We start from the raw sequence: 20,463 nt of genomic DNA, 5'->3' as shown, positions 1-20,463 counted from the left end.
ATCCTGCATGCGGTGGAACTCCCGTTCCCCGGGCTACCTTGTGAGAATCGGCATGCTGGCGTCCCGCGTTTTTCTTCGCATTACTTCCTGGGCGATATCGGCCGCGTGCGTGCTGGGCGCGACGCCGGTTCGGGCCGCCGATCTGGCCTTGCAGGACGCCGTGTCCATGGCGGGCATGCAGCTCTATCTGAACGCGGGCGCGCCCGCCGTGATCATTGCCGTGGTGCGCGGCGACGACGTGGTGATTCAGGGCTATGGCGAGACGGCGCCGGGCAATGGCGTGGAGCCGGACGCGAACTCCATCTTCCGAATCGCATCGGTGTCCAAGGTCTTCGCCGCCGACGTGCTGGCGTCGCTGGCCGCCAAGGGCCAGCTGAAGCTGACCGATCCGCTGGCGAAATACGCGCCGGCCAATGCGCGTGTCGAGACGAATGGCCGGCCCATCACGCTGCTGGACCTGGCCACGCATTCGGCCGGCCTGCCGCGCGAATTGCCGGATCCAAACGCCAAGCCGTCCGACAACCCCTTTGCCGCCTTCGATCGCGCCTACTACTGGAAGTGGATGGGCAGCAACAAGCCGGCCTACGTGCCCGGCACCACCACCCTGTATTCGAACCTTGGCTTCGGCTTGCTGGGCGACGCCCTGGCCAAGGCGGCAGGCGCGGACTACTCGACGGTGCTGGCCAATGAAGTCACCCAACCGGCAGGCCTTGTGGACACCACCAATGTGCTGAACGACGCACAAAAAAAACGCTTGATGACCGGGCTGGACCCGTTTGGCAAGCCGGATCCGAACGCCACGGTGCCCGATGTGATGTACGCAAGCGCGGGCATTTATTCCACGGGCGCGGACATGGCGCGCTGGATGCGCTGGCATCTGGACGGCGCCCGGCAGGCCAAGGAGGCTTTTGCGCTGGATCATGTGATGTGGCTGCCGTACGACGGGCTGAAGTCGGTCGTGGGCACTGAAGTGACCGACGCCGACGGCATGGGGCTGGGCTGGGTGGTGACGCTGCCGCGCAACGGCGCGCCGTTGCTGCTGGGAAAAAGCGGTGGCCTGGGCGGCTTCATGAGCTATGCCGTGCTGTCGCCGAATCGCGACCTGGGCGTGTTCGTCGTGGCCAGCCGCGTGAATTTCGCCATGTTCGGCAACATCCATTCCCAGGTGCGTGAACTGGCGGCCGAGCTGGCGCGGTGATCGGCCTGGGCCTGCGCGCGGCAATGAAAAAGCGTCTGGGGACATCGCTTGGCACGGCCGCGATCGTGGCGGCCCTGCTTGCGCAGGGCGCGTCCGCGCAAGAGGCCCGGGACATCTTCAAGACAGAGATATTCCTGACGCCGTACAGCGAGTTGGGCGAAGGCGAGGACACGTATCCGCAGTTGAACGGCCGCTTCCTGCTGATGACGGGATACACCGGTTTTTTTGGCATCAAGGATGACAACGGGCAGATTCCACGGTCCCACTGGAGCAGCGTGCAGCCCACGGCGGAAGCCGCGCTGGTGTTGCAGCTGACGCGGGAATTCTCGATCCGCGCGAAGGCCACGTTCAACTCGTCGACCAATGAAACGAAAGACAATGCCTTCTCGGATCTGGGCGTGGACCTGGACAACCTGTTTGCCGCCTATACCGCCGACCGCTACGCGCTGTACGGCGGCAAGATGGATCTGGGCTTTGGCGACGCCTGGCACGTTGTCGACGGGCTGTACACCGGCTTCAACGAGAATTCGGAATTCCGGGGTTCGATCGGGCTGGGCGGACGCTACACCTTCGAACCCGCCGGTGTCGGCACGCATTCCGTGGCCGCCGTGCTGTTCAAGCGCGACGACACCAGCCTGAACCACCGGCTGAGCCTGGACCAGGGCTTCATCCGGCCGGCGCAGCCGCCGCCGTTCAGCGACCAGATGAAGTCCTTCATCCTGTCATACGATTTTCGCGATCTGCCGGGGTTTGAACGCCTGTCGGGCGGTGTGGACGCGGGACGGCTGCATGTCGATCCCGGCCATGGCAAAAGCGCCAACACCGTGTCGGCGCGGCTTCGCTACGATGCGCCGCTGGGCAATGCGTGGAATGTCGGCTGGTTCAACGAGGCCACGTTCTCCAGCGCCTTTCGCGGCGCGCCGGTCTCGAACGGCAATGCCGTGACGTCGATGTCGTTCTCTCGCGACCGCTGGCAGCTGACCGCGACGGCCGCCGTGCGCAAGCTGTCGGGCAGCCAACAGAAGCTGGCGCGGTTCGGGCTGGAAGACGATACGGATTGGGCTATTTCAGGCGCGGTCACCTACGTGACGCCGGTCGGGTTTATTGTGCAGGCGGGGCTGACGCATCAGCGCGACCAGACTACCCGCATCAACCAGGGCGTTTTTCGCATCGCTTATCAAGCGGGATTCTGAGGGCATCATGACTAGCAAAACATCACTCATTGCCGGCGTATGCATGCTGGCGCTTGGCGGCCCCCTGGCGGCGTGGGCCCAACCGGTCGCCATCGATAGCGCGCCGAATCCGCCGGCGGACGCCGTGACCATCCCCGCCGCAAGCAAGACACACGCCGTCGAGGCCTTGCCGGGCATCGTCCAAGACATCATGACGCGCAGCCAGGTGCCTGGCATGGCGGTCGCCGTGGTCATCGATGGCAAGACCGTGCTGGTGAAGGGCTACGGCACGCGGGAGATGGGCAAGAAGGCGCCCGTGGACGCGCAGACCGTGTTCCAGATCGCTTCCATCTCGAAGTCGCTGTCCGCGACGGTGGCCGCGATGGAAATGTCCAAGGGCGTGGTTGCGTGGGACGACCCGGTTTCGCGGTATCTGCCGGACGCGAGGCTAAGCGACGCCTATGTGTCCAGGCACGCGACGATTGGGGATTTCTTTGCGCACCGGTCCGGCCTGCCGGGCACGGCTGGCGACGACCTTGAAGACCTGGGGTTCAAGCGGGACGACGTCATCGCCCGGCTGCGTCTGTTGCCGCTGGATGCCTTCCGCACGTCCTACCACTACGCGAATTTCAGTACCACCATCGGCGCCGAGGCGGTGGCTCGCGCCGCAGGCCGTCCCTGGGACGCGCTGGCCGATGAACGGCTGTTCAAGCCGTTGGGGATGAAGGCGACGAGCTATCGGTTCAGCGACTTCATGGCGCGCGATAACCGCGCGGTGCTGCACGGTTACCAGAACGGCGTGTTCGTGCCCATGGGGCAGCGCGACGCGGATCAGCAGGCGCCGGCGGGCGGCGCGTCGTCGACGGTGGTGGACATGGCCGAATGGCTGAAGCTGCTGCTTGCCGACGGCCAATATCAAGGCAAGCGGCTGATCCGCGCTGGCACATTGCTGCCAGCGCTGAGCGCGCAGGCGTTCAGCGCGCGGGCGCATGACCTGGATTCGCGCGCCGGCTTTTATGGCTATGGCTTCAACGTCAACACCGAACTGGGCGGGCGGCCGTCCATGGGGCATTCGGGCGCGTTCCTGATGGGCACGGGCACCACGTTCAAGATCGTGCCGTCCGCCGGCATCGGCATCGTGGTGCTGACGAATGGCGCGCCGGTGGGCGCGGCCGAATCCGTTGCCGCTTCGTTCATCGACACCGCGTTGTACGGCAAGCCGACGCGCGACTGGTACGCGGCGTACCACGGCGCGATGAAGGGCTTCTTTGAACCGCAGGCGGACCTATCCGCACAGGCCAGACCCGCGAAGCCGGCGCCTGCGAAAGCGTTGTCGGCCTACACGGGCCGCTTCGACAATGCCTACTACGGCGCCGCCGACATCCTGGAAGCCGAGGGCGGCCTGGTGCTGGTGCTGGGGCCCAAGGGCATGCGTTTCCCGGTCAGGCACTGGGACGGCGATACCTTTGCTTTCTCGCCCGCGGGCGAAGCCGAACTGGTTGATTCGCTGGCGTCCATCGTGTTCAAGACGGAACAAGGCAAGGCCAGCGGGTTCGACATCAAGTTCTATGACGACAACGGCCTGGGGCACTGGACCGCAAAATAGTTGGAACCGCTGGAAAAGCGCGCCTGCCGCCCGCTCAAAAGCGGTAGGCGGCGCGCAACGTCAACGATTGATCGCGGTATTGCCCGTTGCCGCGCAAGGCGTATTCCGTCTTCAGTTCCATGCCCTTGGGCGTGACGTACTCCAGTCCGGCGGACAGGTTGCCATAGGTCTTTGGCATGCCGGACTTTAACGAGAATGGCGTGGTGTTGAACCCGCTTAACTGCATGGTCGTGACGACGTCGCCGCCGCCCAGGAAGCTCATCCCGGCCGCCGCATAAGACCGCAGCGTCGCGCCATTTTCCAGGTCCGTGCGCGCGCCGACTTCGACCATAGGCGACACCATGAACGACGTCGTGTCGTTGCCGCGCACCCTCAGATTGAACACGCTGGGGCCTTGTTCGCGATAACCGTCCTGGCGGATATGGTTCACGTCCAGGTCCACATACGGCCGCAGGTACCAGGACGGCTGGCTGAACTCGTAGGCCGTGCGCAGCCGGGCGGCCAGGAAAGACGACTCGGGCTTGCTTTTGGCCACACCGTCCAGCGTGCCGCGCGACATCCTGCTTTTCTCGAGACCGCCATGCACCGCGACGGCGACTTGCCAGGGCGCGTTGTTGTATTTCAAGGCCAGGCCGCCTGCATAGGTGTCGCTGTTGGCCGACAGGCCGGATGACGACGAGGTATTGCCGGAGGCATAGCTCAGCGATCCGCCCAGGAACCAGTTGGTGACGATTTCACGCTGCGCCCCGATCGTCAACGCCGTCTGGCGGATGCGATAGCCCTGGTCGTTCGATGTGCCGTCACGCGTTGTCCAGTTGGTGTCCAGGCGCGACCACACGCAGTTGCCCTCGCGCAGGATCGTGCTTTCGCCGACGAAACCCGGGCAGCTCATCATGCGGCTCATCGAGGCGTAGGACGCGTGTATCTGATTCGATGCGCGGGCGAATTGCCCATCGTGGGCGACGCCGTTCAGCGCGTCCCGGTACTGCTGCGCGGTCTGGACGCCCGTGAATTTGTCGAACAGCGAGGCGCTGCTTTTGCTGCCCTGGTTCCACAACGCCTGCAGCGAATTTGCGATGTTCACGCGGTCCGCGCTGAGGGGCAGCGCGGCCGGCGTGAAGTCGGCATCAACCGAAATCAACGGGTCGCGAAAGCCCCCGCCGCCGTTGTTTTTCATGGCGAACTGGAACAGGGGGCTGTCGCTGGCCAGGGCCGGAACCTGGGCCTGCGCGGCGTCGAAGTGGCCGATGCCCAGCCAGACGTTCTTCACGGGATTGCGTAGCACCGGATTGACGGTGCCGGCGAAGGTCGACGCCCCGGATACGGAAATGAAATCGCTGTTGTGGTTGCCGAAATCCAGGTCTGGCCGATAGGTGCCCGTGTGGTTCAGCGCGCCGGTGATCCGTGTCGTCATGAACGTGCCCGGCCCGCCCGGGTTCAACGTGCCGGCGTTGTTCAGGTCGCCCTGGAACCGCGCGCCGCTGTACAGGCTGGCGCCGGCATGGTTGTTGAAGGTGCTGCCGCTGCCCATCACGACATCACCCGCCACGGTGCCGTTGTTGTCGACGATTGTCAGGCCGGACGTGTCGATCGCGGTCCTGGCCTGAATGGTGCCGGCGTTGGTGATGGTGGTGCTGGCCAGCGGCGCGATGGCAAGGATGGCGGTTCCGGATGCGCGGTCGGCGCTTAGCAGGGCGTTCGGGCCGACGTTGACGGTGACGGGCCGGCCGCCGCCGTTGGCGCCATTGCTGACGGCCACGATAGCGGGCGAATTGGCGCCGGTGGCGACAACATACGCGGCCTGTCCCAGCGTGATGGAGATCGGCCCGCCGTACGTCAGGGCGTTGTCCGGGGTGCCGTATTGATACAGCAGGCCGTCCTTGAAGACGCCGCCGCCGCCCACACTCATCGCCAGGATCGCCGGCGCATTCGCGCCCGTGGTCTGGAGGGTGCCGCCCGTGCCGATGGATACGTTGACAGGGCCGCCATTGCCGGTGCCGCCCGTGAGCCCCGCGCTTTGGATGAGTCCTGTCGTGTACAGCGCCGAAGACGGGTCGCCCGCCAGGCCGCCGCCGCCGCCCACGCTTTGCGCCAGGATGCCGGCGGCGCCGTTGCCGCTGGTGGCCACCCTGCCCGAGATGCTCAGGGTGACGCCATTGCCGTCGCCGTCGATGGTGGAAGACGCCACGGGCTTCAGCGTCACCCGGCCGGGCTGGGTCGACAGTCCGGCGATGCCGCCGCCACCGCCGACGCTTTGCGCGACGATGCCGTGCGAGTTCGTGCCGGACGTGGAGATGCGGCCGCCCACGTCCTGCGTCACCGTGACGGTGCCCGCGGCGCCGCTCATCGGCACATTCGACCCGAAGGTGATGTTCGCGGCATTGGCCACAGGCTGCGTGCCATGGTCGATGGTGACCAGCCCGCCGCCGCCGCCAATGCTCTGCGCCAGCACCCCGAAGGACAGCGCGCCGGAAGTCGTGATGCTGCCGCCCATGTTGGTAATGCTGACGTTGCCGCCATTGCCGGTCGCCGTCGCTGGAAACGGCTCGTTGTTGTGCGTCCCGATACTGCCCAGCTGGATATCGACGCTGCCCAGCGACGCGCTGGACGAGACGGCGGCCAGCCCGCCGCCACCGCCCACGCTTTGCGCCACGATCCCTGGCGAGAACGCGCCTTGCGTCACGATGCTGCCGGTATTGTTGCTGACCGTCACGGCGCCTCCCGACACCAGCGAAAAGTCGGCCCCTCCAAAGCTGCTGGCCGGATATTCACCGCCCAGCGTGATCGCCAGCGAGGCGGTCTGCGGCATGGCGGCCAAGCTGGCGTTACGCAGGAAAAGCGTGCCGATGCCACCGCCGCCGCCCACGCTTTGCGCGATGATCCCCGCGGAGCCGCTGGCGCGGGTTTCTAGCGTGCCGCCATGAATGGCGTTGACGGCGCCGCCCATGCTCGGGTTCCCGCCAGGGCCATGATCGCCCGCCACTCCCAGCGCGATCGTCGAGGTGGTTGCGCTCCACAGGAATAGGGGCTGGTCGACCGCCGATATGCCCCCGCCGCCGCCCACGCTTTGGGCGACGATGCCGGGCGCCTGGTAACCCTGCGTGGTGATTCGGCTGGTCGGTGCGCCGGCGTCAACCGTGACCACGCCGCCCACGCCATTCGCGCCGTCCGTGCCGCCATTGCGCACATTGATCAGCGACCCCAGCGCGGAGCCGCCTTTGGTACCCAGGATGTTGATGATGCGGGTGATCTTGTCGAGGATCTGGGGAGCGGCGTCGCCGGCCCCGGCGGACACCACCGATTGCAGATCCTGGCCGCTGGCCACGCTGCGGCCGCCGCCGCCGCCAATGCTCTGCGCCACGATGCCGGCCGAACCGTCGCCTTGCGTGGTGATCGACCCGGTGTTCACGACCAGGGCGGGGTCGGATGCCGTGCCGCCTCCTGAACCCGCCGCGCCGCCGCTGCCGCCGGTCTGGTGGGTGATGCTGGTTTGCGGCAAGGCGACGGTGAACACGTTCTGCACGCCCGATTCGGCGGCCTTGATCAGCGCGTCGATGCTGGAGAGCAGCGTGGAGGCGCCTGCGGAATCGATCATGCCGGCATTGCCACCGCCACCGCCGACGCTTTGCGCAAGCATGCCCGGCGCATGATCGCCCTGGGTCGAGATGGCGCCGTCGTTGCGCGCATTGAAGGGGCTTGCCGACGCGCCGTCACCGCCGTTGCCGCCGGTCGTGACGCCGACGGACAGGCTGACCGCCTTGCTAAGCGTCATTTGTGGGCCGCTTTCCAGCCAGCTGGCGGCCTTGTCCAGCAAGCCGGCAAGGGCGGAGGGCGAATCCAGGATGTCATTGAAGGAATTGGCGTCGTGCGCCTGGACGATGCCGCCATTGCCGCCGCCGCCACCCAGGCTCTGCGCGACGATGCCGGCCGAGCCCGCTCCCGTGGTGGCGATGGTGCCCAAGCCGGAGTTGGCAACCTGCACGCGGCCGCCGTTGCCGCCCTTGCCGCCTTGCGCGCCATGCCGGATGCTCAATTGCAGGTCGATCAGCGAATTGCCGATGGTCGGCGTCTTGACTGGCGCCAGGACGCCGCCGCCATTGCCGCCGCCGCCGCCAATGCTCTGCGCAACCACGCCGTGGCTTTGCGCGCCGGCCGTGCTGACGGCCCCGCCGTTCGTGAAGAGGGTCATGCCGCCGTCGCCGGCCCCTTGCCCCACGCCGCCATTTGAAACCGTGAGCGTGACCGTGCCGCTGGGGTTGTCACCCAACGGCGGCGCGATCGTGATGGCGCGGGCGTTCGCCAGCCCGCCGTTGCCGCCGCCACCGCCGACGCTCTGCGCCAGCACGCCATGGCTTTGGGCGCCCAGCGTCGTGATGGCCCCTTGGCTTGCCTGCGTGAACGAGACGGTGCCGGCGGCGCCGCCGCTACCGCCCGTGCCGCCCGTCGCCACCGTGACATTCAGCCCGACGCCCACGCCGACTGCATTGGCGGATCCGCCGCTGCCGCCGCCACCGCCGATGCTCTGCAGCACGACGCCTGATGCGTTCCCGGCGCGGGTCAAGATCTTGCCTTGCGACGAAAACTGCACCAGGCCGCCGTTGCCGGCCGCGCCGCCGGCACCGCCGATGGCAATGGTTGCAATGACCCCTGTGGCGTTGGCGTCACCGCCCATGCCGCCGCCGCCGCCGATGCTCTGCAGGATGACGGCCGCGCTGTTGTCGCCCGAGGTGTCGATGCTGCCGGCATGGCTCATGGCCACGCCGCCGCCCGAGCCGCCCGTTCCGCCATGGCCGCCGCCTACGCCAATGATTCCGTTGCTGGACGACGCGATGCCGCCGCCGCCGCCCGCGCTGTTGGCGACGACGGCTGCGGCGTCGTTGCCGAAGGTGCTGATGCTTCCCGTGTTGGCGATGGTGACCGCCTGGCCTGCGACGGCGCCCGCGCCGCCATCTCCGCCTTGCCCGAACGCGCCGTTGGCGCCGCCGGGGCCGCCTTCGCCGCCCAGCACGCTGGCCACGATGCCCTTGGCGCCCACGGTGCCAACCGCGCCTGCGATGATCTGGCCGGTATTGGTGATGCTGATGGCGCCGGGCGCGCCGCCCGGGCCGCCGTTGTGCCCGTCGGACCACGAACCATTGCCGCCGTTGCCGCCAGCGCCGCCTTGCGTTAGCGCGTAGACGCCGATGGCGCGGTTGCCGGTGGTGGTGATCGTGCCGCCGTTCGTGATGCTGACCTGCCCCGCGTTGCCGCCCGCCGCGGCCTTCGTGTCGGTGCCGTTGCGGGTCGACGCGCTGCCGGCCAGGGAGCGGGCGATGACGCCATGCACGCCATCGCCTTGGCCGGTGACGGACGAGCCGGCTGACGACACGAAGGTAACGGTCGACGCGTCGCCGCCCCGGCCGGCGTTCGCGTGCCCGCCGAAGTCGCCGGTGTGCTGGGCGGCGCCGCCGCTACCGCCCGACGAGATCAAGCCTACTGCCGCGCTGACGTCGGCCGGCCCGGGGCCACGTGCGGTGATCGATGTGCCGCCCTGCAAGGTCACGTACGCGTCGCCGGCGCTGCCCCCGTGTCCGGCGTTGTCCGCGCCGCCGAACCCGCCGACGATTCCGCTGTCCGATCCCCCGCCGCCCCATGATTGAACCGCAACGCCAAAGCCGCTGCCCGTAACGGTGACGGCGTTCAGCGTGACGCCGGCGCGGTGTCCGTCGCCGCCGATGCCGTAGCCGCCATTGGGTCCGTTAGCGTTGCCCCACAGGCCGCCGCTGCCTCCCGCCGAGTAAAGGTCGATGCCGCGGCCGGTGGCGGTGACCAAGCTGCTCGTCAGGGTGTAATCGATGATCCGCCCGCCTCCGCCGTTGCCGCCCCAATGGTTGGGATTCGCGTCCCGGCCGTCGCCGCCCCGGCCGCCACTGACGTCGATGACGATGCCGGTTTGGCCGGGCGCGGTCGCGTTGATGTGTTGCTGGCTGTCCTGGTGGACGAAGTCCGACGGCGCCCACTGGCCGTCGTGGCCGTTGTCCGGGTAATCCCCGCTAGAGCAGCACGTGCCGTCCGCGCCCCGGCTGACATACGACAGCGGCTCCGACTGCGCAAAGGCTGGCCGGCCAAACACGTACAGCGTCGAGATGCCGGCCTGCAGCAGGACGGCAAGCCAGGGCAATCGCAGGCGGTTGCGGCCCGGGTTCGAGAGAGCTTGCGTGGACATGGATAGCGGCGCATCGACGGGGATAGCGGCAGAGTAGAAATACTCCGCCCCTTCGGACAACGCCAAGATGACGAATCAACCATGCGGCCTGACGAGTCCCCTTCGGCGCCTGTCACGCCCATGCAACGCCCCGGTGCGCTAATACCGGCGCCGAGGGCACGCGGCGGTCTTGGCGCCGCCGTCTGCCCGATCCTTTCCTTGCGATGCCGCGCGCCGGCACCGCCTTACCGTGGGCATTCCTCGACATGGACCGCAGAAAATTCCTCAAGTGGGGCAGCTTCCTGACCGTCTCGGCGGCCACCGCCAGCCTGGCGGGGTGCAACAGCAGCGATGACGATGACGATGACGGCGGCGGCAATAGCGGCGGCGACCCGGGTGGCGGCACGCCGCCCGCCCGCTTCCAGTACCCGCAAGGCGTGGCGTCCGGCGATCCCCGGCCGGACAGCATCATCCTGTGGACCCGCGTGATCGGCGCCGACGACGCAGCGGTCCCGGTGCGGGTGCAGTTGGCGCGCGACGACGCGTTCACGCAGTTGCTGGTCGACGCCAGCGTCAGCGCCGAGCCTGATTGGGACCATACGGTGCGCCACAAAGTCACGGGCTTGGATGCCGGCAGCACTTACTACTACCGCTTCGTGGCCGGCGCCAGCACGAGCCCCGTGGGCCGCACGCGCACGGCGCCGGCCGAGAACGCCGCCGTGGCGCAATTGAAGTTTGCCTTCATCTCCTGTCAGGATTGGAGCGTGAACCATTGGGCCGGCTTCGACGAACTGGCCGCGCAGGACCTGGATTTCGTGGTGCATCTGGGCGACTACGTATACGAGACCGTCAAGGCGGGTTTCCAGACGGGCGGCGTCGAAAGCGCGCACGCGCCGCTGTCGCTGCCCGACGGCACGGCGCGGGCCGATGGCGCGGTCTACGCCACCACGCTGGCCGACTACCGCAGCCTGTACCGCAGCTACCGCTCGGACCCGCGCCTGCAAGCGTTGCACGCCCGCTTTCCGATCATTGCCATCTGGGATGACCACGAGTTTTCGGACGATTGCTGGCAGGACCGCCAGACCTACGACGTCGCGGACGACGAAACTCCCAGGACGTCTCGGCGCCGCAGCGCCAGCCAGGCCTGGTTCGAATTCATGCCGGCCGATGTCTCGCTGGATCTGGCCAACCCGTCGTTCCAGAACCTTCAGATCTACCGCGCGTTCCGCTTTGGCAGCCTGGCCACGCTGTTGATGACGGATGAACGCCTGTACCGCGCCGACCATGTCATTCCCGAGCAGCAGGCAGGCAGCGAGATCGGCAGCCGCTACTTCGTTCCCAAGCGCCTGCTCTCGCAAGTCGAAGCGCTGAAGATCAGCAACGCCGGCGGACAACTGACGCCTGTTTCCATCCTGGGCAATACCCAGCGCGACTGGTGGAAAGCGCAGCTGGGCGCAAGCACCACGGCGTGGAACCTGTGGGGCAATGAAGTCTCGCTGCTGCGCATGCAGTTCGATGGCACGCAGGCCGTTGCCGGCTTGCTGGCCCAGGGGCTGGCGGCGGCGCAGCCCACTCTGCGGCCCTTGGTCCCCTTCATGACGACGGCACTGGCCCAGGACCTGGCGGGCGCGGACCACAGCAGCGGCAAGCCCGTCACCGCGTATCCCGCGTTGTCGGCGTTGCTGGACGCGCAGGCGGGCATTCCCGCGCCCGTGTTCGCGGCGCAGATCAAGCCTTTGCTGGACGCGCAATTGCCGCCGTCGCTGCTGCTGGACCAGTATCTGCTGAATGCCGACCAATGGGATGGGTACAACGCCGAACGCAAGGACCTGATGGCCTTTGTGCGCGATGCGGGCGTGCGCAACCTGGTGGCGTTGACGGGCGATATCCACGCCTTCTTCGCCGGCCCCGTGATGGACGACTACGACGCCGCGACGCCCAGGCCCGTGATGGTGGACCTGGTGACCGCAGGCATTTCCAGTAATTCGTTCTTCAGTTACTTCAAAAGCGTCGTCGACACCGACCCCACCTTCGCGCCGGCCAAGCCGCTGATCTACACCCAGGCCGCAGACGTGGTGAAGAACGCGTTCAACGACACGTTGAAGCAGTTCAACGCGAATTGGCTGCGCTACATCGATACCGACGCGCAAGGCTTTGCCGTGGTGACGCTGACGCCGACGGAACTGCGTTGCGTCTTCAACAAACTCAAGCCCCTGGACGGCACGAAGGCGCCCGCGCTGCCTGCGGTGGCGTCGCAAACGGTGCTGACGGTGGCGTCCGGCACGCCCGAGGTAACCGTGACGGCCTGATCGGGATTGGGGGCGGGTGGTATCTTGTGGCTGTTTTCTCCACCTGCCCTGCCCAATGCCCGACACTACGCACCCCGCCGATTCCTCGCAACCCGATGAGCCGGCGGCCATCCACCGGCCTTTCGTCCAGAACAACGGCACCCGCCGCACCCTGCATTTCACGCAGAAAGAGATCCAGAGCAGCATGTCCGTGCTCAATCCCGATGCGCTGGAACTTGAGTACACGCGGATGATGATGGGCTTCGTGCTGTTCAACCCCGAACCCGCCCGCATTCTGATGGTGGGCCTGGGCGGCGGTTCCCTGCCGAAGTTCTGCTACCGCCATTTGCCGCGGACGGCGATCGAAGTGATCGAGATCGATCCCGCCGTCATCGCCTTGCGGGACGCCTTCATGGTGCCGCGGGACGATGCGCGCTTCTCGGTGATCCAGGCCGATGCGGCGGTGCATCTGCGCGGGCTGTCGGATCATGCCGACGTGATTTTCCTGGATGGCTACGGCGTGGGCGGCATCCCCGATGCCCTCTGTTCCGAGGCGTTCTACGCCGACTGCCACCGCGCGCTGCGCGACGACGGCATCCTGGTCATCAATTTCCACGTCAACCACCCCAAGCACCACGATTACCTGAGCCGCGTGCGCGCCGCCTTCGGGCCCGCGATGTTCGAAGTGGTCGATGACGACATGACCAACAGCATCGTCTTCGCCTGCAAAGGCGACCTGCTGAACGACCCGGCCGCCGCGGAACTGACGCGCCCCGCCTCGATCGCGAAGGATGCGTGGCGGCAGCTGATGCCCACCCTCCGCGTGATCGGGGCGACGCTGGAGCTTCGGTAATCCGGCGGATAGGCCTCGCCGCGATTGCGGCGCGACGATCGGCGTCGGCCGCCGGGATGGAATCAAAAAGATATTAAATGTATTAAGGTGTATATAATCGCTGGTCCATTCCGTGATTAGAAATGCTTCCCCGGACGTAGGCGAGAAGGGTGGCTGGAGAAAAAAATGTTGAATAGGCTTGTGAAGATCGGCGCGCTGGCGATGTTGTCGGCGGTGATTTCGGGTTGTGCCACCGAGCGTTCGCAAGCACTGGCGGTGCCCGCCGTGGCAGCGGCCAGCAAACCGTACCAGGGCATCCGCAGCCCGATCTCGGTGGGCAAATTCGACAACCGGACCAACTATCTGCGTGGTGTCTTCTCTGACGGCGTGGACCGCCTAGGCGGACAGGCAAAGACGATTGTGGTCAGCCATCTTCAGCGCAGCGGCCGCTTCCAGGTCATGGACCGGGAAAACCTGACGGAGATCGCGCAAGAAGCCGGCTTCAACAAGAAGGCCAGCCAGATCAAGGGCGCGCGCTACGTGGTGACGGGCGACGTGACGGCGTTTGGCCGCAAGGTAACGGGCGACCAGCAGTTGTTTGGCATCCTGGGCCGTGGCAAGGAGCAAGTCGCCTACGCGAAGGTAGACCTGAATGTCGTCGACGTCGTGACGTCCGAAGTGGTGTATTCCGCATCGGGCGCCGGAGAGTACAGCCTGTCGAACCGTGAAGTGATCGGCTTTGGCGGCACGGCGGGATACGACTCCACGCTCAACGGCAAGGTGTTGGACCTGGCGATTCGCGAGGCAGTCGATCGGCTGGTCGAAGGCATCGAGCAGGGCGCCTGGCAACCTGCCGCCAACTAAGGGGATCCGTCATGCTGAATGCTCAGGCGACGCGTCGCCGGAACGTCGTTGCGCGCGCGCGCGGTTTGGCTATCGCGGTCCTGGCCGGGTTGCTAAGCGCCTGCGTGCAGCAGCCCAAGCCCATGTACAGCTGGCAGTCTTACCAGCCTTCCGTCTATGCCTACCTCAAGGACGACGGTGCCGACAGCACGCTGCAAATCCAGGCGCTGGAGAAGAACATCGAGACCGCGCGAGCGGCCAATGTCGAGTTGCCGCCGGGATTCCGCGCGCATCTGGGCATGCTGTACCTGAAGACAGGGGATGGCGATAAGGCGGTCGAACAACTGCAAGGCGAGAAGGTGGCTTTTCCGGAGTCCGCGCCGTTCATGGATTTCCTGATGCGAAATGTCGGCAAGCCCAAGGCCTCTGCAGAGGCGGCGGGTACGCCCGCTGCCGGTACGCCCGCTGCCGGTATGCCCGCTGCCAACTCCCAAGCGCCTGGCGACACGCTTGCTTCGAAGAAGGGATCGTGATCATGACCAGGCTGTTTCGAGTGGGTCTGCTGGCCGCTGTCGCGTTGCTGGCAGGTTGCGTCGCACCGCCAAAAGACGTGGATTACACGGCATTCCGCGAAAGCAAGCCGGCGTCGATCCTGGTGCTGCCGCCGTTGAATACTTCGGTGGACGTTGCGGCCGCCGCGGCGGTGCTATCCCAGGCGACCTTTCCGTTGGCCGAGTCGGGCTACTACGTGGTCCCGGTCGGCGTCATGGACGAGACGTTCAAGCAGAACGGCATGAGCACGCCGGACGAGATCCATGAATTGCCGCCGGCCAAGCTGCGCGAGATCTTCGGCGCCGATGCCGCGCTCTATATGATCGTGAAGCAATACGGGTCCAGCTATGCGGTGCTGCAAAGTTCGGTCACGGTGTCGATCGACGCTCAGCTCGTCGATCTGCGCAACGGCGCCAAACTGTGGTCCGGCAGCAAGCAAGTGGTGCAGGCCAACAGCAGCAGCGGCGGCTTGTTGGGCATGCTGGTCCAGGCCGTGGTGGATCAGATCGTCAACACCTTGTCCGACCGTAGCTACGGCGTGGCGGGTACGACGAATAACATGCTGCTTGGCGCAGGCCAGCCGGGCGGCATTCTCTACGGCCCCCGTTCGCCGCGCTACGAGACGCAGTAGGACGGCGCTTGGCCGTCTGGCCGCCCGATCCGCCCGGCTTGCCGGCGGGTCGGAGCCGCAGCTGGCGCTGGGCCCAGTTCCGAGCGCGCCTTGCCGGCGCCGGCACGGCTGTTGGAACCCAGGCCCTTGCCCCCGAACGCGATGGCGCTTAGTCCCAGGCGGCCGCCAGGCCTTCCGGGCTGACTTCGCGGCCGTTGCGTTCCAGCGCGGCGATCGCGGCCATGTTGTCGGCCGTCAGCTTCAATTGCGTGGCCAATAGGTTGCTGGCCAGATTGTCGCGCTTGGTCGAAGACGGAATCACGGCATAGCCCAGCTGCAGCGCCCAGGCCAGTGCGACTTGCGCCGGCGTGGCGTCATGACGGTCGGCGATCTGGCCGATCACGGGGTCTTTCAGCACCTTGCCGTAGGCCAGCGTCATGTAAGACGTGACGGGGATGCCCTGCTCTTTCAGGAAGGCGGTCAGCGCGGCGTTCTGCAGGTACGGGCTGAGCTCGATCTGGTTGGTGGCGATCTGTTCGCGGCCAACGGCGGCGATGGCCTCGCGGGTTTCGGCGATGGGGAAGTTCGAAATGCCGATCTGGCGGGTCAGGCCTTGCGCCTTGGCCTCGGCCAGCGCCGTCATGAATTCCGCGATGGTCACGCCATTGCCCGGCGCGGGCCAATGGATCAGGGTCAGGTCGACGTAGTCGGTGCGTAGCTTGGCCAGGCTGTCTTTCAGGCTGGGCACGAGCTTGTTCCGGGCATAGTTGGGCACCCAGATCTTGGTGGTGACGAACAGGTCTTCGCGGGCCACGCCCGACTCGGCCATCGCCTGTCCGACGGCAGCTTCGTTTTCGTAGATCTGCGCGGTGTCGATGGCGCGGTAGCCGATGTCCAGCGCGTTGCGCACCGAATCGAGGGCGGCCTGGCCTTGCAGGCGGAACGTGCCGACGCCAAATGCGGGAATGTTCATGTAAAACTCCATGGTAGAGGGTGCGAGCCGGCGCGAGTCGTCCGGGAATGCAGCGAGTGTGCCCGGGCGATACTTGCTGAAAAAGCCCTGTATCGGCGAAAGACTTTTGATATAACGTCAATGATGAAAACCACGCTCGACGAAATGCAGGTCTTTATCGCCGTGGTCGACAGCGGGTCGATCACCGCTGCCGCCGACGTGCTGGGGCAGACCATTTCCGCCACCAGCCGCACCATGAGCCGGTTGGAAGAGAAGCTGCAGACCACGCTGATGCGCCGGACCACGCGTCGGCTGGCGCTGACCGAAGAGGGCAAGACCTATCTGGAACAGGTGCGGCGGATCGTGGCGTCGGTGGAGGAAACCGAAGACCTGATGAACGTGCGCCGCAACCAGCCTGCCGGCCTGCTGCGGGTGGACGCGGCGTCGCCCTTCATGCTGCACGTGATCGCGCCGCTGGTGCCCGGCTACCGCAAACGCTATCCGCAAGTGGAGCTTGAACTCAACAGCAACGAAGGCAATATCGACCTGCTGGAGCGCCGCACGGATCTGGCCATCCGTATCGGGCGGTTGAAGGATTCGTCGTTGCATGCGGTGTCGCTGGGCCCCAGCCGTGTGCGCGTGCTGGCCAGCCCCGGCTACCTGGCCGCGCACGGCACGCCCAAGCACGTGGCGGACCTGGCCTCGCACACGCTGCTGGGCTTTTCCCAACTGGAACAGCTGAACGAATGGCCGTTGCTGGACAGCGATGGCCAGCCGTTGCACGTCAAGCCCGGCGTGCGGGCCTTCAGCGGCGAAACGCTGCGGCAGCTGGCGTTGAACGACGGCGGCATCGTTTGCCTGTCGGATTTCATGACGCGTGGCGACCGCGCGTCGGGGGCGTTGCAGCAGCTGCTGGTCAAGCAGACGCAGGACGTCCGGCAACCGGTCAACGCGGTGTACTACCGCAACACCGCGATCTCGTCGCGTATCAAGTCCTTCATCGATTACGTGGTGGAGGCCATCGGCAAGGATGGCTTGCTGGAGCCGGCCGCGCGGTGAGAGATGTGTCCATTAGCGACATCGCGGGCGTGGGCCAACGGGGCAACCGTATACTGCCCCCGTTTATTTTCCAGGTCCCCGAATCATGAGCATCTTCTCCCGCTTCTTTGGCCGCAAGGAAGAAACCACGGACGCCCGCGCGCTGTCCGCGAACCCGGCCATCGAGAATCCCCTTAGCCTGCAGATGCTCTTCGCCGGGCCGCTGGCCATCGCCGAAGACACGCTGACGGCGGCGCTGCGCGCCTATCATCCCTCCATGGCCCAGGCGCGCGCCGAGATCGCGCCCGACATGCCGGAATGCCTGGGCCTGGCCGGCTGGGACAAGCACGTCGTGCGGATGGTGGGCTTCAATGCGCCCTATCCCAAAGACGCATTGGAAGCCTGCGTGGCGCCCGCGCACTACCCGGCCACGGTGAAGGACGAGATTCGCGGCCACGCCAGTCACGTCATCCTTTACTACGCCGGGTTTGAAGAAGACCCGCTGGAGCAATACGTGGCGCTGGCCGCCGTGGCAGGCGCGCTGACGGGCTTTGGCGCGATGGCGGTGCTGAACGAGCATGCGCGCGCGTCGTTGCCGGCCGGCGTGTTCGACGCCGAATCGCTGGGCGAAGAAAGCCTGGACCTGCTGCGCACGTTGCCGCTGAACATGCTGTATTGCGGCTTCGTGAAGTACGAGGTCGAAGGCGTGGATGGGGTGTGGATGCGCACGTTCGGCGGCGACGTGTTTGGCTTGCCCGACTTCGCGGCGCTGGCCGACGGCCACCACGAAGGCGAGACCTACTCGAACATGTTCAACAACATCATGGGCTACCTGCGCGAGAGCGGCGCCGAACTGGCGGCGGGCCATACGATGCAGATCGGCGAAAACGCCTACATGAAGCTGCGCGACCCCAGCAAGGAAGAGTATTTCCTGGACGGTCCGGGCCAGGTGCTCGTGGCGGAAATCATCACGGCCGATCAGATCAACCAGCCGGAATAGGCCGCAGCGCGCCGCCTAGAGCAGCCCCGCGCTGCGGGCGCGCGCCACGGCCTGGGTCCGGCTGTCCGCGCTGAGCTTGACGTTCAGATGGCGCAGGTGGGTGCGCACGGTGCTCTCCGAGACGAACAGTTGTTGGGCGATCGCGCTGTTGGAATGGCCTTCGGCCAACAGGCGCAGCACGCGCAGTTCCTTCGGTGTCAGCGCTTCCGTGCGATCAGGACCGGGCGCGGGCGCAATGGCGTCGGCGTCGGCGGGCGCCTGCGCCTGAAAGCGCGCCCACCAGTCGCGCGCGCCGTCGGACGTCATGCCGGCGCTGCCCGCCGGCGTGGCGGCGTGGCGATGGATCAGGCGATGCAGCAAGGCGCCTTCATCCACCAGCACCCGGCACAGGCCTTCCGCCTGCGCGGTGGCGATCACCGCCGCTAACTGGTCGCCGGCCTTCGCGTCCTCTCCTGCCCGGTCCAGCGCCACCGCGCGGAACAGCTGCAGCTTGTACGCCCGGCGCATGCGCCGCGTGGCTTCCGCCTGGCCGATGTCCAGGTCCAGCTGGCGCATCGCGGTGCCCGGGTCGCCCGCGTATGCCTCCCACCGCAAACGGCCCAGCCGTGGCGTCAGCAAATCGTTGGCGGGCAGGCGCAACGCTTCCACCCGGCTCCACAAGTCTGCATCGTCGGCGCGCCGCAGCTCGTCGCGCGCCGCTTGCGGGTGACCTTGCAACAACAGCACGCGCGCGCGTTCGACGCGGGCGCTTGCCGCAATGCGCGGCAGGCGCCGTTGGTGGCCCAGGTATTCAAGTTCGCCCAGCAGGTAGAAGGTCTGCTCGACATCGCCGTCGTAGAACGCCACGCGCGACAGCATCAGATAGCCCATGATCAGATGGTCGGGGTGCGCCACGTCGCGGCCCAGCGGCACATAAACCTGCAATAGCCGCGCGGCCTGCGCCAGGTCGCCCGTTTCGTACACCCACGCGGCATACAGCACGCCGGCCCAGGCGTTGCCGTTGGCCTGGCCATAGGCGCCGTTGCGAGTGGCGCGCACCGCCATGCGAAAGCGCGCGCCCGCCTGCCGCATGCGTCCTTCCTGCAGATCGATGATGCCCTCCACCGCCTCGGAGTACATCAGATTGAATGTGCCGGCTGCGCCGCCTTGCGCGCGGCGGGCAGTGTCCAGCAGCATGCGCGCTTCGTGATACCGGCCCAGCACCGCCGCGACGTTGGCCATGGCGTTGGCCAGCGCCGTCTCGGTGAACGACAACGTGGCGCCCAGCGCCTGGATGCTGGGCATGCCGATGCGGTAGGCGTCTTCTTGACGATCCATCATCGACAACAGCAAGGGCTGCAGCGCCCGCACGTGCGCCTGCACGCCGGGATCGGGGCTGCGGGCAAGACCCAGGTCTTCCAATTGCTGGGAGGCCTCGCTAGGGCCGCGCGTAAAGCACGTGGCCCATATCTGCACCGCCAGCAGAAGCGGCCGCGTGGCCAGCACCGCGGGCGGGACTTGCGCGAACCACCGCGCCAGCAGCCGCATGCGGCCCTCGGCCAACAGGGCGTCCGCATGGGTCTGCAGCAGCGACAAGGCGCGCTCGAAGTCGCCGCCGTCAATCGCGTGGTCGATGGCGGGAACGGGCCGGCCCTGTTCGGCGTACCAGCGCGAAGCGGCCAGATGCAGCCGCGCGATATCGCCGGGCGCTTGCGCCCGCAACTGTGATTGCAGGTAGCTGGCGAACAGGCTGTGATAGCGGTAGTGGCGCGTGTCCGTGGCCGAACGCGTCAGCAGCACGTGGCCATGCTCCAGCTGCGCAAGCAGCCGCGCGCAGTCCAGGTCCGGCAACAGCGCCTGGCATAGCGGCGCGCTTAGCTGCTTGAGCAGGCTGGTGTGCAGCAAAAAGCGCTGCAGCTCGGGCGGTTGGCTGGCCAGCACGTCTTCAGCCAGATAGTCGGCCACGGATTGGTCGCTGCCTGAAAAGCGTTCGATAAAGGCGGCGGCGGACGGCTGGCGCGACAGGCTGGCGCCGGCCAGGCATAGCGCGGCGATCCAGCCTTCGGTCTTGCGATGCAGTTGCGCCACCTCGGCAGGCGTCAGCGCCGGCAGGCGGCGCGAAAAGAAATGCTGCGCTTCGTCCACGGAAAAGCAGAGCTGCGCGGCGTCGATCTCCAGCAGCTGGTCGGCGGCGCGCAGCCGTCCCCGC

The 20,463-nt window shown here is 66.7% G+C and carries 13 protein-coding genes; 10 read left to right on the top strand and 3 right to left on the bottom strand.

Annotated elements, in window-relative coordinates:
- The first annotated feature begins 52 nt into the window (after nucleotides 1-52).
- The 3 genes from ampH to ACE039_RS12820 are packed head-to-tail and all read left to right on the top strand — an operon-like array spanning nucleotide 53 to nucleotide 3,976.
- Nucleotides 53-1,198, top strand: a complete 1,146-nt coding sequence (gene ampH / locus ACE039_RS12830) for a D-alanyl-D-alanine-carboxypeptidase/endopeptidase AmpH (RefSeq protein WP_485822545.1) — start codon at nucleotides 53-55, stop codon at nucleotides 1,196-1,198.
- 23 nt (nucleotides 1,199-1,221) lie between these two features.
- Entirely contained in the window at nucleotides 1,222-2,391 is a 1,170-nt protein-coding gene (locus ACE039_RS12825; RefSeq protein ID WP_485822544.1) for a hypothetical protein, read from the top strand.
- 7 nt (nucleotides 2,392-2,398) lie between these two features.
- Nucleotides 2,399-3,976, top strand: a complete 1,578-nt coding sequence (locus tag ACE039_RS12820) for a serine hydrolase (RefSeq protein ID WP_485822543.1) — start codon at nucleotides 2,399-2,401, stop codon at nucleotides 3,974-3,976.
- 34 nt (nucleotides 3,977-4,010) lie between these two features.
- Here ACE039_RS12820 and ACE039_RS12815 read toward each other — a convergent pair whose 3' ends face one another.
- Entirely contained in the window at nucleotides 4,011-10,181 is a 6,171-nt protein-coding gene (locus tag ACE039_RS12815; protein WP_485822542.1) for an autotransporter outer membrane beta-barrel domain-containing protein, read from the bottom strand.
- A 245-nt stretch (nucleotides 10,182-10,426) separates the two neighbouring features.
- Between ACE039_RS12815 and ACE039_RS12810 the strand changes: the two genes are divergently transcribed.
- The 5 genes from ACE039_RS12810 (at nucleotide 10,427) to ACE039_RS12790 (ending at nucleotide 15,306) form a co-directional block, all read left to right on the top strand.
- A complete protein-coding gene (locus tag ACE039_RS12810; protein ID WP_485822541.1) occupies nucleotides 10,427-12,469 on the top strand; it encodes an alkaline phosphatase D family protein in 2,043 nt (680 codons plus the stop codon).
- Between the two features lie 55 nt (nucleotides 12,470-12,524).
- Nucleotides 12,525-13,301 carry a fused MFS/spermidine synthase gene (locus ACE039_RS12805; protein ID WP_485811581.1) on the top strand — a complete coding sequence of 259 codons (777 nt, stop codon included), beginning with the start codon at nucleotides 12,525-12,527 and terminating at the stop codon, nucleotides 13,299-13,301.
- Nucleotides 13,302-13,466: 165 nt separating this feature from the next.
- On the top strand, nucleotides 13,467-14,144 hold the full coding sequence (locus ACE039_RS12800) for a CsgG/HfaB family protein (RefSeq protein ID WP_448711808.1): 678 nt from the start codon (nucleotides 13,467-13,469) through the stop codon (nucleotides 14,142-14,144).
- Nucleotides 14,145-14,155: 11 nt separating this feature from the next.
- Nucleotides 14,156-14,656: a DUF4810 domain-containing protein gene (locus ACE039_RS12795; protein ID WP_485822540.1), complete on the top strand. Its 501-nt coding sequence runs from the start codon at nucleotides 14,156-14,158 to the stop codon at nucleotides 14,654-14,656.
- A gap of 2 nt (nucleotides 14,657-14,658) precedes the next feature.
- Complete coding sequence (locus ACE039_RS12790; protein ID WP_485811582.1) at nucleotides 14,659-15,306, top strand: DUF799 domain-containing protein; 648 nt, start codon at nucleotides 14,659-14,661, stop codon at nucleotides 15,304-15,306.
- Nucleotides 15,307-15,454: 148 nt separating this feature from the next.
- On the opposite strand, the gene dkgB is transcribed toward ACE039_RS12790, so the two are convergent.
- Nucleotides 15,455-16,258, bottom strand: a complete 804-nt coding sequence (dkgB, locus tag ACE039_RS12785) for a 2,5-didehydrogluconate reductase DkgB (protein WP_485822539.1) — start codon at nucleotides 16,256-16,258, stop codon at nucleotides 15,455-15,457.
- Nucleotides 16,259-16,381: 123 nt separating this feature from the next.
- Between dkgB and ACE039_RS12780 the strand changes: the two genes are divergently transcribed.
- The gene (locus ACE039_RS12780; protein WP_485822580.1) at nucleotides 16,382-17,296 is read left to right on the top strand and encodes a LysR substrate-binding domain-containing protein; all 915 of its coding nucleotides are present in this window, start codon (nucleotides 16,382-16,384) and stop codon (nucleotides 17,294-17,296) included.
- Nucleotides 17,297-17,381: 85 nt separating this feature from the next.
- Nucleotides 17,382-18,275: a DUF4261 domain-containing protein gene (locus ACE039_RS12775; RefSeq protein ID WP_485822538.1), complete on the top strand. Its 894-nt coding sequence runs from the start codon at nucleotides 17,382-17,384 to the stop codon at nucleotides 18,273-18,275.
- 15 nt (nucleotides 18,276-18,290) lie between these two features.
- Here the strand turns inward: ACE039_RS12775 and ACE039_RS12770 are convergent.
- Nucleotides 18,291-20,463, bottom strand: a 2,173-nt coding sequence (locus ACE039_RS12770; RefSeq protein ID WP_485822537.1) for a winged helix-turn-helix domain-containing protein, incomplete at its 5' end; no start/stop codon positions are given.

It is taken from the genome of Achromobacter maghribensis, assembly GCF_057334215.1.
This window is presented reverse-complemented; position numbering and strand designations above follow the sequence as displayed.